Raw genomic sequence first — 14416 nt, 5'->3', positions numbered from 1 at the left:
AGCCTAAAGCGCATAGCTTCCGCCGATTGTTCGACTCCCCGGAAACGTGCTGCCATGGAGATGGAGAAGCCGTTAATCCTAGCATACTAATTATAGCCGTTCGGATGCGTTTAGCGAATGCTGTTTGCATGACATTTATATCCGATATGATGACTTTTGCGTAACGGCGGGCTTTTGCGCGGTTGATAAAGGCGTCGATCACGCTTGCGATGAGATAATGCGGCACTCCAGGGAGCTCGTATTGGGCTGGGGCAGAATCACATCCATAACGACTTCCCGGTTGGGCGAATAATAGTTGCAAATGCAACCGTACGCTCCTATACTGTAATTAGTAGCAAGTGCAACTAATTGTGCGGAAGGGTGGCGTTTTCCATGGCCGAGCATAAATATACGATTCCCCGGTGGATTTCGCTGCTGTACCGAACCGGTCAAACGTACATCGGAAACCGGCTGAAGCATCATGAGGTCGGGAAAGGGCAGTTCATGTTCCTGAACGCGCTGTACCGGGAGGACGGCTTAAGCCAGGACGAGATTGCCGACTACCTCAGAATCGATAAAGGCACGACGGCCAAAGCGCTGAAAAAATTGGAGGAGCAGGGTTATATAACCCGGGTTGCGCGGGAGGACGATAAGCGGTTCAACCGGGTTTTTTTGACCGCCAAGGCGCTGGATATCAAGGCGGAGGTGCGCGGGGTGCTGACCGATTGGCGCAGCCTGCTGACGGAAGGTTTTACGGAAGAAGAGAAAGATCAGATGCTTACGCTGCTCGAACGAATGGGAGACAATGCCGCCCGCTATATGAAAGAGGAGCCCCTTCAGCGGGATGAGCAGCGCGGTTCGGGCAAAGAAGGTGAGCCGTCATGAACGTCAGACTTGCAGGCCGGCGGCTGGTCGATAACCATTTTCACGCGTTGACGCACCGGAATTACCGGTACTTCTGGTTCGGGCAGTGCATCTCGCTGATCGGCACCTGGATGCAAAACATCGGGCAGGCATGGCTCGTGCTCACGTTGACGGGTTCGCCGTTTCTGCTTGGTTTGATCGGCGCGGTTCAGTTTTTGCCGGTTACGTGCCTGTCCCTATTCGCAGGAGTCGTCATCGATAAATTTCCGAAGAAAAATATTCTCATCGTCACGCAATCGGTTTCCATGTGTCTTGCGCTTACGATGGCTGCGCTGGTGTTTACCGATACGATTCGGTACGGCCATGTCGTAGTGCTCGCCTTGCTGCTCGGCTTGACCAACACGTTCGATATGCCGACGCGCCAATCGTTCAACATCGAGATCGTCGGCAAAGACGACCTGATGAACGCCATTGCGCTGAATTCCACGACCTTTAATCTGGCGCGCATTCTCGGACCGTCGATCGGCGCTGTGATGATGGCGCTGCTTGGCACCGGCTGGTGCTTTTTGTTGAACGGTCTTAGCTTTATCGCCGTTATTTACGGTTTAACGCGTATCAAGGCAATCCCTTATGTACGCGAAAAGAAGAAGGATGTCGGCATTTTCAAGGAAATCAAGGACGGCATCATGTATATCGCGGGCGACAAGCTGCTTTCCCAGACACTTCTGCTCGTCGCTGTTGTCGGGACTCTGGCGTATAATTTCGGCGTGCTTATTCCCGTATTTACGAAGGATGTCCTTCATATGGAGGAGCAGACTTACGGCATTCTGATGTCATGTCTCGGCGCCGGCTCGTTTGCGGGGGCGCTGACGATGTCCTTTCTCAGCAAAAAAGGGCCACGACGCAAGCTGATCCTGATCAGCTCCCTTGCGTTATCCGTGTTCCTCATTCTGATCGGGCTGACGCGGCTGCCCCTGTTTACGGGGTTATTCCTCGCTATCACCGGCGTCTCGACGATTCTGTTCGCGACGAACAGCAACTCGACGCTGCAAATGCATGCGAAGGACGAATACCGCGCCCGCGTCATGAGCATTTACTCGCTCGTGTTCGCAGGCTCGACGCCTGTCGGCAATCTGCTCGCAGGTTACGCGGCGGACCACTGGGGCGCAAACGGCGGCTTCATGCTGTGCGGCGGTCTAAGCCTCATTCTTTGCCTGGGCATCATTCTGGTATTCCGCAAACGACCGGAACCGGTCCCTGCCGGCGAGCCGGCGTCCAAAACGAAAACCGCCTGAGAGGGCGGTTTTTTTGGCGTTTCGGGCGGCGTGCCTAGCCGAGCTGGCACACCTGTTCACAAACTTGTACTCTTATGATCCAGCCGATATTTTGTCGGATAAATGCCTGTCGCTTTTTTGAAAATGGAATTGAAATAGCTTTGATTGACGTAGCCGACGCTCTCGGCAATCTCTTGAAGCTCAAGCGAGGTCGAACACAGCATCTCCTTTGCTTTTTCGATCCGTTTCATGTTCAAGTAGCTGGAGAACGTTTCGTTTTTCTCTTTGATAAATAGCTGGCCTAAATAAGCCGCATTGACATTGAAGGTATGCGCAATCGTTTTGAGCGAGATATTCTCGCTATACAAATCGTCGACATAAGCCGATACTCGCCGGACTAACGGATGAATGCTCTCTTCGAGGGAGACGATCATCCGGATCGTTCTTTCCGCGACGGACTTTACCCAGCCGTGCAATTCCTCGATGCTTTTCGTTCTAAGCTGGTGCAAAAACAGGTTGTCCTCCTCATCTAGTAAAGGCGCGGTATCCATATTCAGAGCATGCAGGGCGTTTAAGGAGCGGTAGACCATTTCGACGGCTGAGCTTTGCACGATCACCGGCGACATCCAATCTTGGCTCCTCCATTGCCGGAAGCTGTCATCGATAAATCGCATGGCCGATTCCAAGTCTTTTTTCACCAAGCATTCATGAAAACGGTTATGATCGATGACCGCATGCCGATGTGCGCCAAAATGCGATTTGGCGGCTTCCTCGTAGCTGACTACGATATTAGGCGGGTAAATCAGGCTATAGTCCATTAGCTGACAGGCACTGTAATAACTGCGATGCGCATCCTGAATCTGCATTTCATCGCTGCCGATTGCGGCGAAGGCGGAGCACTTCAAAATTTCCGGATGGAAAACATCGCCTCTTCCGCATATTGTTTGATTTGAGCGGAATCGATCGGATGATTGCCATGAAAGAGAGCGACAATGTGACCTTCCACATCGCAGAACGTAATGGCCCTGCAGGAAGCCAGCACTTCGCTGCAAATGTTCTCGCCTGCATATTGCATGAGTCCCCGGTAAGATTGATCATGTTTCTCATGGAACAATAGCTTGATTAAACAAACGGTATAATGCGTGCTGCTTAAATCGAGCTGGAGCAAGCCGGCCCTCTCGGCCAGATTGCTGTAGCTGATGTTGTTCGTCATGCACCTGTTCAAAATATTGTTTCTGAGAATATGGGCATCGCTGCGAATTTGTCTTTGACGTTCCGCTTCCTGGTTGATTTTTTCGACGACGGACAAAAGAGTGGAAGACAGCTCCTCGCGGTTTACCGGCTTCAGCAAGTAATTTTCGATGCCGAGCTTCGTCGCTTCTTTGACGTAATGGAAATCGTCGTAACCGCTCAACACGATCGTTTTGACCGAGTCGTCGATTTGTCCGACCCGGCGAATCAGCTCGAGCCCGTTCATTTCGGGCATATGGATGTCCGTAATCAGGATGGAAACGTTCCTCGCTTCCAGCATGTGGAGCGCTTCGGCGCCGCTGCCGGCCAGCCCCGCAATCTCGATCCCGTATTCCTCCCATTGGATCAGCTCGCCCAAGCCGCTTAAAATCCGGGGTTCATCGTCCACGATTAAAGCTTTGTGCATGCGCTATCAGCTCCTCCTTCTTAATGGCCGGTATGACGAACGTAACGGTGGAGCCCTTATCCTTGACGCTCTCAATTTCAAGGCCGTAGGCTTCGCCGAAAGCCAGCCGGATGCGCTGGTTGACATTGAGTACGCCGATATTGTCCGTATTGGCATTGGCATGACTCAGCTGCAGCCGCTTGGTAAGACGATCCAGCTGTTCCGGCTCCATCCCGCGCCCGTTATCGGATATTTCCAGGATGACGGTTTCCTTTTGCAGATAACCTCTAACCGTAACCCGATTGTCGTCCCGATCCGGTTTGATTCCGTGTACGATGGCGTTCTCTAGGATAGGCTGCAGCAGGTGCTTCAAAATGCCGAAACCGAAAATATCCGGGTCGATGCTGAACTCCACGCTTAACCGGTCGGCATACCGCATGTTGTATAGTTCCAAATAGTGCTTGCTGTAATCGAGCTCGTCCCGGATCTGAACGAACATGTCGCCTTTAATGCTGTTCCGGAACAGCTGGGCGACGATTTCAATCATGTTGCTGACCTGAATATCCCGGTTTGATAACGCTTCCATGCGAATGATCTCCAGCGTATTGTATAGAAAATGCGGATCGATCTGAGACTGCAGAGCGTAAAGCTCGGCGTCCTTTTGCTTCAGCTCGGAAACGTATACTTTGTTGATATGCTCGATGACCCAGTCGCACATTTGGTTGAAGTTTTTGGCGATGTTGCCGATTTCGTCGTTTGTACTGTCGAGGGGGATACGGTATCGAAAGTCGCCGGTCTGAACCTTGGCGATCGCCTTATTAATGATTCGGATACGCCGTGAAAAGAAGCGAATGCTTACAAAGCCGAGAATAACGGCCATGATCGTGCTCGCAGTTGCGAATGCCAGTACGGTATTACGCGACGACCTGGTTTTGGCGGCAATTTCCGAATAGGGCAGCTTGCTTACGACGTAGAAGCCGAGATCGTCGCTCCTCGTCACGCTTACCATGCTTTGTTCGTCCAGCATCATGCGTAAACCGGATTGTTTGACCTGATCGAAGTAAGGGTACTTCTGTCCGTAATAACGATCCTCCGTATCGATCATGACATCCCCGTCATCGGTGAGCACGAGTATTTCCGCCTTACCACTCGCATCAATCTGGGAGTTGATATATTCAGAGATTCTGGAGGTATCGAAATTGATGGACAGAATGGCGATGCTTTTGTCGAAATTGGTCGACAACGTTCCTCCTCTAATATTCGCGGCGATCGAAAAAATCCGTTTTTGCTTGGAAGCGGCATACGTTTGCAAATAAGAGGGACTGACGGCAAGACCGTGAAACCGGTCGTCCATCCTGCCGAAAAACCCGCGGTTATTGTCCAAATATTCATCCGTGTTCGGCGTGGAGTCGTTGGAGTGCATGTACAAGCTGCCGGTTGCTTTTTTGTAGATGACTGCATCGAGTATATCAACGTCCTGGAATGCGGACGAATTCAAATAATATTTGATCAGGTTGGCTTTATAGAGATCGTCGCTGGTATAGTCCTCCGATTGAGTCGATAGGAATTCCAGCATGTCCTGGCTTTGGACAGGGTTCAAATATAATTGCTTCACCAGCAGCTTAACGGTGTTTACCTTCTGCTCGATGTAATGATTCAACATTTGGGCGGTCTTGTTGACGCTGTTGGAGGCTTCTTGCTCGGCCGAATCCACCATATTGCGAATGATCGTAACGGTTAAGGAGACGATTGTGATCAGAATGATCAGCGTGTAGCTGAGGAGCAGGCGGTTGAAAAATTTTTGCTTGAAAGCTTTATCGTACCAAGCCGGCATCGTATTCATCCCTTTAATCCCTTATTTTAGTTCGGAAGAAACTAAAATTATTATTAATATCAATAATTTTGAGAATGGATGCGGAGAGGGGACCCATGTACAGTTAAATAAGGCGGGGGCTGAAAGGTAACTTTATATTAGACCGGAGGGATATTGTTGTCAAACAATAGCAGGAATGGCTCGGCGGTGCAGATCAATCAAGCGCGGATAAGGCGTCGGCATTTGACATCCGGTCAGAAAACGCTGCTGCTGATGGCCGCGCCATGTCTTGCGGCGTTATTGCTGTTTTCTTATTTGCCGCTGCTCGGCTGGGCGATCGCTTTTTTCGATTACAAGCCCGGGTATAAGCTGTTGGATTCGCAGTTTACGGGATTCAAGTATTTTATCCTGGCTTTCCAGGACCCTGAATTTGCAGCCGTATTGCGAAATACGCTTGCCATCAGCTTTTTGGGATTATTGGCCTCGCCGTTAGCGGTGGTGTTCGCGATGTTTCTGAACGAAATGAGACTCGGGAAGGTCAAAAAATTCATTCAGACTACGACGACGCTCCCTAATTTCATCAGCTGGGTATTGGTGTATGCTTTATGTTATATCATGTTCTCGACAGGGGACGGCATGGTGAATAAGCTGCTGCTTCATTTGAACTGGATTTCCGCCCCGCTCAATCCGTTGGCGAATCCCGATATTGTCTGGCTTTTTCAAACAGGCGTATTGATATGGAAAACGCTAGGCTTTACGGCCATCATCTACATCGCGTCGATTGCGGGGATCGATCAGGAACAATACGATGCGGCGGCTGTAGACGGAGCGGGGAGATTCGGCAAAATGCTGCATATTACCCTTCCCGGCATCATCCCGACGTTCATCACCCTGCTGCTGTTGAATATAGGTTCGCTGTTGAGCAACGGCTTCGAGCAATTTTATTTGTTCAATAACGGCTTGGTGCAAAGTAAAATTCAAGTTTTGGATTTATACGTCTACCGTATCGGGATTTCGCAAAATAATTATCCGATGTCGACCGCATTAGGGATGACGAAAACGATCGTCAGCATAACACTGCTCATGACGGCAAATTTGATATCCAAAAAATTGCGCGATCAGTCGATCTTTTAGCGCGGAGGACCCTATGGCGACCAAAAAAGACTTCCTCTTTCAATTTGCGAATACACTTGTATTTCTTCTGTTCGCTCTTGCTTGCATCTATCCGTTCTATTATATCTTTATCGTTTCGTTAAGCAGCGCGGAAGCCGTTTCGAGGGGAGACGTTATTCTGTATCCCGTCGGCTTCCATCTCGACAACTTCAAGCAAGTGTTTCGTTTGGAGGGCGTCTGGACGGCTTTCGGCATATCCGCCGCACGAACGGTAATCGGCACGTTTATTACGCTTTTTTTCTCCACGATGCTCGCTTATATTTGCACCAAACAAGAGATGCTCGGCCGCAAGTGGATTTATCGCGCTACCGTGTTTACCATGTTTCTTCAGGCGGGGCTGATTCCTTGGTTCGTCACGATGAAGCTGCTTGGCTTGCAGAACACGTTCTGGCTGTATGTATTGCCGGGGATGATTGCGCCGTTCGCGGTTGTTTTGATCAAAACCTATATCGAATCGATTCCAGCTTCTCTCGAGGAATCCGCCGTTGTGGACGGCGCGGGTTACTTCACCATTTTGATCAAAATCGTCGTACCCGTCTCCGTTCCGATCATCGCCGCCGTCGCCGTGTTTAATGCGGTCGGGCAGTGGAATTCCTGGCAGGATAATTTTTTCCTCGTCAACGATCCGAAGCTGCAAACGCTTCAGCTTGTATTGAAAAATTTCCTCGATCAAGCGGAGATGCTGGCGAATATGCTTAGGTCGGGAAATAGCAGCTTAAGCACGGTAAGTGAAATGAAGCGATTGGATCCTTTCGCCGTAAAAACGACGATTACCGTCGTAACGGTGCTGCCGATCCTATGCGTCTATCCGTTCCTGCAAAAATATTTTGTGAAAGGCATTATGCTTGGCGCCGTAAAAGGCTGACCCGGTGTATGATCCTGATCCGGACAGGATTATAACATACAAAAAAAGTAGGGGTGCACGAAAGATGAACATAACGATGAAGCGTTCCGTCATTCTTTTGCTCATAGCCAGTTTGTTCGTGTATTTGGCTGCATGCTCCAAATCTTCCGACAATCCGTCGGAGCCCGGTTCGACTGCCAGCTCGAACGAGCTTGTCACCTTGACATTCTGGAGTGCTCCGACCGGCTCCAATTTGCCGATGGGCATTCAGGACGACCCGGTCTCCAAGTACATTGAGCAGAAGCTGGGCATCAAAATCGATATGGACACGAAGGCCACGGACGAGAAGCTGGCTGCGCTGCTCGCCACCAATGATTTGAAGGACATTATGGTCGTCCACAAAAAATACGCGCAGCAAATGAAAGATATGGTTATCGACATGGGGCCGCTGCTTGAGAAACACGGACCCGATATTTTGCGCAATGTTCCCGGCGAGGTGCTGACATCGGATAAGAAAATGGCGGACGGACAATTGAAATTTCTCAGCAACAAGCTTCTAGTCGATTCGGCCAGCCCGGAGCCGCTTTGGGGCGGCGTTTATCTCCGCTGGGATTATTACAAGGAGCTGGGTTATCCCGCGATTAACAATAACGACGATTTCCTGAAGGTTGTCTCGCAAATGCTGCAGAAGCATCCTGCGAATGAAGACGGCAAGAAGTATTACGGCTTTTCCTTATGGTCCGACTGGGGCTGGCCGTTCCATACGAACAACTTCTCCATTCAAAATAAAGGTGCCTCTTTCGCCTATGGCGGACCGGCCAACGTCGTTCAAATCGACGATCAGACGTTCGAGCGGACGAATATGTATCTGAATGAGAGCTCCGGCTTCTGGGAGGACGTCGCTTTTTGGAATAAAGCGCAAAGAATGGGCTTGCTGGACCCCGACAGCTTTACGCAGAAATACGATCAAGCGCAGCAAAAGTATAATACGGGACAAGTGCTGGCAAGCGTCATTAGCTGGATGGTCGAAGGGGGAAACGCCTATTTGCATGGCAAGGGCGTTTATGACAAAGGCTGGTACGGCCCGCTGCCGATGCCTTCGGAGCAATATAAATATTTCAACAAAAAGTTCGGCTCCGATAATTGGGTATTTGCCATTTCCAAAAAGTCGAAGCATCCGGAAAGAGCCATGGAATTGATCAATTGGCTGTATTCCGTGGATGGCGCTTTAACCGTAACGAACGGCATCGAAGGCGTCGATTGGGTGAACAAGGACGGCAAATATGCCTATACGGATACGTTCCTCAATAATAGCAAGGATCCGGACGCCGTAAGCAAATTCGGATATGGTAAATTCGGCAACAACTTGGGTTTGAATGCGAACGCCTATATTCCGGGAACCAAAAATCCGATCTCGTTCAAGCTGACCAAGGATTTTCAGAAGGCCGCGTATGATAAACCGGAAGCTGCGCTGGCGCGCGAGGTTTTGCAGCATTACAAGGCTGAGCTTACGACGGATATTTTGCCTCCGGGCCAGCAGTACCAAACGTCCAGTTTATTCGAGTTGATGGGATTCGTGCCTTCGACCGAGCCTGACGACATTAAACTGATCTCGGATAAGCTGACGAACTATTTGAATCAAGCGATTCCGAAAATGATTTTAACGAAAAGCGACGAAGCGTTTGCATCGCAAAAAGCCGCCATGATTAAGGAACTTGTTGATCTGGGCCTGGAGAAGGTATACGCGTTCTGGGATACCGAGCTTCAGAAAGGGATAGCCGAGTGGAAGGCTGCTTCGGGAAAAAAATAGCGGAGGTGAGATCGCGATGACGGAACCGTCATGGAGCTCCATAGCGGGCTTGTACCCGCGGCCGAGGAGCAAACGAATCTACATTCATCGGCCTTTTGACGATACCTTGGTCGAGGTTCGCCCCGATCAGACCGTTCTTGTGAAGGATGCGCTGGGCAGAAACGGCGATATGCGCAGAGGATACGGATTTGCGTTCGCCGCATCGCAAGAAGAGGTTCCGCGGTTTATGGATGCGAGCCGGATCGAGCAGTCTTTGCTAAGTCCGCGTATTCCGATCGTCCGATCGTGGATCAGACAAGATGATTTCGAGCATCGCTTCACTTTGCTGACGACTAGCGATGAGCAAGGCGAAGGGCGTATTCACCTCTATTTGGAGGTGAAGAACGCTCATCCGTCAAAACGAAGGACGGGAACATGGTACTTTCTGAACGTGTATAAGCCGCATTCCCAATTTTATATGCACCCGAATGAGGACTATATTCCGTTTGTTTCGCAGGAAGCCCCCTGGTTAAACAGTTTGCCGGGGAAAATAGCGCCTCATGACGAGTTGTCGGGAAGCTTGCTCGACGATAGCGGCCAGGTCATGGCGCGTTATCGTGTCGACAGACGGGCGGGAATAACCGTGAAGGGCGATTGGGAAGACGTAACGGTTCAAGATCGCGACGATAGGCAGGCGGAAGTAACCGAGAAGGGCGATCAGGAAGGGGTAACGGCATATGATCGCGTCGATAGGCGGGCAACCGTAACGATGTCGGATCGTCATAGCCGGTTTAAGGAGGCGTTATGCTTTGCGATCGACTTAGGGCCGAATGAGCGCGCGACGATAAGCGTCGAGATCCCGTATTCGGCGCAAGCTGCGCCATTGTCCGAAATGCTGGATTGCGACGCGGCGATCGAGGCGTGCAGCAAACTGTGGGAGGATACGCTGTCCGGCGGCATGACGGTTCATCTGCCGGATGCTCAGGTCCAACGCATATTCGAGACCACCACGTCGAATCATTTTCAGCTTCTGGCGTCAAGTGAAGATCCGTCGGTTCTCGTTCCGGGCCAAGGGGGATTTAACGACTATTCCGTCGTGTACTCTTGGGAAGTTTCCTTCTACATCCGGGCTTTGGACCGATTGGGATACAAGCCGGCCGTTGAAAAAATATTGAATTACTTCCTGGCGACGCAGGATGGGAGCGCGGGTCCGGAAGGCGACATTGTTTCGCCCGAAGGCTCGTTCCGCCCTCATATTCACTGGATGTGCGAAACGGGGGCCGTGCTGGGGATGCTAGCGGATCATTACTGGATGACCCGCGATACGGCATGGTTCGAACGGGTTGTCGAACGCGGATTAAGGGCATGCCGCTGGATTATCCGGGAACGGAATGCCACCAAGCAGCTTGATGCAGACGGCGCGAGAGTGAAGCATTACGGGCTGCTGCCGGCTGGAAGGCCGCACGATTGGCCGATCAAAGGATACTTCTACATGTCGGACGCCTATACATGGCGGGGACTGAACGAATTCGCCAAAATATTGGTCGAGCTTCGGCATCCCTACGGCGATGAGGTGATGCGAGAAGCGGAGGATTACCGGGCTTGCATATTGGAAGCGCTGCGGCACGGGACTTACCTGCTGGGGGATCAAGAAATTCATTGGGTGTCGAATGAAGTGTATACGAAGCCGGGAGAGCGGGTCGGCGTTTATTCGATCGACGGTCTTGCCTCGCTAGTCGATGCCGGGCTGATCGCAGAAACCGATCCACTGGTTTATGATCTGGAGCAATTGCTGCGCAACGAAGGAACGTTGAACGATCTGTTCTCCTGCAAAATGGCCGCAATGGAAGACCGGCAGCTAGGCATGCTTCAGCAAGGGTTCGCGCATGGCGAGATCGACCTGTATTATGTGAACGCAAGCGAACGGATTTGGCATAAAATCTGGATGCTGCAGGGCGAACGCGAGAAGGCGCTTCGTTATTTCTGGAGTACGATGGCGTATTCGACCACGCTGGATACCGGCCATTGTCACGAGCGGTTTTGCCCGCAGCTGCCATGGCTCTCCCCCTGGCAGCCCAACGGGAGCGGAAACGGGCGATTATTCGATATTATTGCGAACAGCCTCTTCCTCTTCCATAACGGATCGCTTCAGCTGCTGCCTTGCATACCGGCCGATTGGCTGGATGCCGGTAAAGAAATTCGCGTGGAGCGGGCGCAAACGCCGTTCGGCGAAGTCAACTTTAGCATCCGGTCGATATCTTCATCCGAGATTATGGTTCAATTCCATAACGAGGCGTTTTTTCCGGTATGGATTAGTATCCCTTCGGCGCGCGGAACCGTGCAGGCTTGTGCCGTCCAAGGCGGCGAGTCGGTCGAGATCGCGATCGTAGAGGAGCGCAATCAGGTTCGGCTTTCCGATTATCGGGGTACTGTAACGGCGAGTATTATTTTGAAATGATATGACATATCCGGTAATTGGCGTATGATATGGGCAAATGACCGTCTTTCTAATGGGAAGGCGGTCATTTTTATGTCGAGCGCTTTTCTTTCGACCGAACGCACGAACGGAACTGAGCGACTCTATTCGCGATCAACCGGCATCCGTTCCTAATAAAACAGGTAAATAAGGTCCGGCATTTCCGTTAGATTTGGGAAACGCTCTCTTTAAGCAGGATAACGGCAGCAGCTTCCGTTAGAACTCCCCGCAGGCAGGAACTTGCCAACAGGCAAAACTCCCCCGGCAGGCAGCAACTCCCCGGACGCAGAGCTCCCCCCGTAAGCGGAATTCCCAGCTGAAGCCCCTATTTACTTCCCTCGAGCAGTACGTGTGTCAACTCCCGCCGGTTTCGGCCATAAAATCCTCTTTCATTCTATAGTTGCGCTCCGGACCGTGAAATTTGGAAGGTGCGTAGACGAACTGAAAAGCGTCGAAGTATCTTTCAAATACGACACCGCCTTGCAAGCTTCGACCCGATTCGTCCTTCTTGAAGGCTAAGCCCTTCGATACCGCAGCAGGTCTCCCGTCATCGTACTGTATAACCTTATATTCCACTTGCGGAATGCTCACTTTCAAAAAACACTTGTCATAATGCTTCAACATGTTCCGCTCCTTTACCGCTTGCAAAATAAGAACATATGTTCTATTATGTTACAAAATATACCACTCGATCGAACGTCTAGTCAATTCAAATGCAGAAATTTTTCTGCGGACGAATGATTTGGCTTTTTGATTCGGCATGGGCTATATCAATCTATTAAAAGTTATTACCCGATACGATTTGGGTCGAAGAATGTCGACGAAAGGCGGCGAAGCATCATGGCGGGAATCAAAAAGAAGGCGGGTATTTTCTGTTTACGGAACATGGAGAATCAGCGGAGGTACATAGGCGCATCGAGAAATATCGAATTTGCGAAAAAAAATTTGTTGGCGCGGCTTGCCGACGGCAGTCATAAAAACGCAAGGTTGCAGATGGCATGGAAGGACGGCGGCTTTTCCTTCGACGTCGTCGAGCTGCTTCCGGAGGACGCCTCCGAACGGCTATCCGAGCTGCTTGCGGCACGGAGACAATTTTGGATCCGTCATTTCCGAAGCGATCATGTCTGGCACGGATACAATCTTGAAATGCTGACGCGTTCCTGGGAGGAGCGGAGAGAGGGGCGGGAAAATGAACCGTCAAGCCGGCACATTCGGGAGCTGCTGAAACCGGTCGTATCCCGGCTCGATCCTGCGATCGATACGGCCGAAGACAGACTAAGGCACTTGCATGGTTTACTGGACAGTCCGGATGGCCGGGCGCTTTTGTCCTATTTCAGTTCGAACCGTTATATCGAATCGCAGCTTAAAGGAAAAAACGACCTGCTTTGCGAGAACGACTACGCGCTTCTCGGGCTTAGCAAAATAGCCGATTATCTGGTGTTTTCGGAACAGACGAACAACAGCCTCGAGCACGTATATGGCATACGCAAAGCTAGCTCCGTCATCAATGCGAGTTATAGCGGCAAAAAGGAGCTGCTCGCAGGCGGCGGGGCCGACATCGATGTCTTAACGAAACCTTCTGATGGAAAGATGACCGGCCGTACCGGAGCTTCCGATAAGCAAAAGCTATTTAAAGCCGAAGCAGCGCAAAAAGTCGGCAAAGCCGATATCGCAAACCATCGGTTTCTTAAAAACATCGACGATGAGCTGGTGCGTTTAAGCGAGCGGCTGGGCTTCGGGCTGTCGGCCGAACGGCGCTTGGAGCGCCAGCAGGGGATTCGCGAACATTACGGTAAGACAGGTTTATATCGGCTAAAAAGAATGTACGGCGATTTAAAAAAGGACTCGGTAATCATCAAGGATCAGCTGTGCGGAACCATTTATTTCAAGCGGATCGTAAAGAGCGCAGCCAAAATCGATTACGACGCCGATACGGGATACTTCACCGGCTACCGCAGCGGAGACTATGTGCTGGTTTCCGAAAACAAGCTCGATTTCACCAACGAAAAGCACATTTTTCACCTGCTCTTTTATTACGGGGAGCTTCACAAAGCCTTTCACAGTAAAGTAAACAGCGACATGTACCATCTTCTGCTATACATCGACGAGCTGATCGCGCGCACGGCTTTTGAGCCTTATATCGAGAAGCTTTTGGTTATGAAACGGGAGGGATACGACGGCGAAGAAATCGCCAGAACGATCCAAAAGCTGTACGGCATAAACTGGGACAAAAGCAAAATATCCAGGCTGTTCAACAGAAATATCCCGAGAATGCTTGCCGAAACCCACCGGCTTAGCCGCGAAGAATGGCTGTACACGTACAAGGCCAAAGGCATCTATAAAAAATGCTCGAAGTGCCGTCAAAACAAATTGGCGAACGAGAGCCATTTTGGAAAGAAGGCGGACTCGAAAGACGGCCTTCATACGATTTGCCGGCACTGCAGATAGAGTCGTACAAAATGGTTCAAAAAAAACGGCTCAGCTGTCTATAGGATATGTAACATCATCACTGAAAAAATTCAGTGAATGAAAAAACCATTTTTGAAAAGCGCTATACGATGAGTGAAG

11 protein-coding genes are annotated in these 14416 nt (G+C 50.7%); 7 read left to right on the top strand and 4 right to left on the bottom strand.

Going from position 1 to position 14416, the window contains the following annotated elements; translation table 11 throughout:
- Window positions 1–372 precede the first annotated feature (372 nt).
- Together DQG23_RS35250 and DQG23_RS35245 are read left to right on the top strand one after the other, a co-directional pair.
- Window positions 373–864 carry a MarR family winged helix-turn-helix transcriptional regulator gene (locus DQG23_RS35250; RefSeq protein ID WP_113035735.1) on the top strand — a complete coding sequence of 164 codons (492 nt, stop codon included), beginning with the start codon at window positions 373–375 and terminating at the stop codon, window positions 862–864.
- A complete protein-coding gene (locus DQG23_RS35245; RefSeq protein ID WP_113035734.1) occupies window positions 861–2138 on the top strand; it encodes an MFS transporter in 1278 nt (425 codons plus the stop codon). Before DQG23_RS35250 ends, DQG23_RS35245 begins: the two co-directional genes overlap by 4 nt.
- 56 nt (window positions 2139–2194) lie before the next feature.
- Here the strand turns inward: DQG23_RS35245 and DQG23_RS35240 are convergent, their stop codons facing one another.
- From DQG23_RS35240 to DQG23_RS35230, 3 genes are read right to left on the bottom strand one after another with little or no spacing between them, the layout of a single operon-like run.
- Window positions 2195–2983 carry a helix-turn-helix transcriptional regulator gene (locus tag DQG23_RS35240; RefSeq protein ID WP_146762445.1) on the bottom strand — a complete coding sequence of 263 codons (789 nt, stop codon included), beginning with the start codon at window positions 2981–2983 and terminating at the stop codon, window positions 2195–2197.
- A gap of 35 nt (window positions 2984–3018) precedes the next feature.
- Complete coding sequence (locus DQG23_RS35235) at window positions 3019–3774, bottom strand: response regulator (RefSeq protein ID WP_113035732.1); 756 nt, start codon at window positions 3772–3774, stop codon at window positions 3019–3021.
- The gene (locus DQG23_RS35230; RefSeq protein WP_113035731.1) at window positions 3746–5596 is read right to left on the bottom strand and encodes a sensor histidine kinase; all 1851 of its coding nucleotides are present in this window, start codon (window positions 5594–5596) and stop codon (window positions 3746–3748) included. Before DQG23_RS35230 ends, DQG23_RS35235 begins: the two co-directional genes overlap by 29 nt.
- 147 nt (window positions 5597–5743) lie before the next feature.
- Between DQG23_RS35230 and DQG23_RS35225 the strand changes: the two genes are divergently transcribed.
- From DQG23_RS35225 to DQG23_RS35210, 4 genes are all read left to right on the top strand, one after another.
- A complete protein-coding gene (locus DQG23_RS35225) occupies window positions 5744–6700 on the top strand; it encodes an ABC transporter permease subunit (RefSeq protein ID WP_238178182.1) in 957 nt (318 codons plus the stop codon).
- 13 nt (window positions 6701–6713) lie between these two features.
- Window positions 6714–7604, top strand: coding sequence for a carbohydrate ABC transporter permease (locus DQG23_RS35220; protein ID WP_113035730.1), 891 nt, complete (start codon window positions 6714–6716; stop codon window positions 7602–7604).
- A gap of 64 nt (window positions 7605–7668) precedes the next feature.
- Complete coding sequence (locus tag DQG23_RS35215) at window positions 7669–9393, top strand: extracellular solute-binding protein (RefSeq protein WP_113035729.1); 1725 nt, start codon at window positions 7669–7671, stop codon at window positions 9391–9393.
- 16 nt (window positions 9394–9409) lie between these two features.
- Complete coding sequence (locus DQG23_RS35210; RefSeq protein WP_113035728.1) at window positions 9410–11830, top strand: hypothetical protein; 2421 nt, start codon at window positions 9410–9412, stop codon at window positions 11828–11830.
- A 372-nt stretch (window positions 11831–12202) separates the two neighbouring features.
- Here DQG23_RS35210 and DQG23_RS35205 read toward each other — a convergent pair whose 3' ends face one another.
- Window positions 12203–12472 (bottom strand): hypothetical protein, encoded by a 270-nt coding sequence (locus DQG23_RS35205; RefSeq protein WP_113035727.1) that lies wholly within the window; start codon window positions 12470–12472, stop codon window positions 12203–12205.
- Window positions 12473–12688: 216 nt separating this feature from the next.
- Between DQG23_RS35205 and DQG23_RS35200 the strand changes: the two genes are divergently transcribed.
- The gene (locus tag DQG23_RS35200) at window positions 12689–14296 is read left to right on the top strand and encodes a GIY-YIG nuclease family protein (protein ID WP_113035726.1); all 1608 of its coding nucleotides are present in this window, start codon (window positions 12689–12691) and stop codon (window positions 14294–14296) included.
- The last annotated feature ends 120 nt before the right edge of the window (window positions 14297–14416 follow it).

This window comes from Paenibacillus contaminans, from assembly GCF_003285015.1.
Taxonomy (GTDB): Bacteria; Bacillota; Bacilli; order Paenibacillales; family NBRC-103111; genus Paenibacillus_V; species Paenibacillus_V contaminans.
The sequence above is the reverse complement of the archived record's forward strand: the minus strand, read 5'-3'. Positions and strand labels throughout refer to the sequence as shown.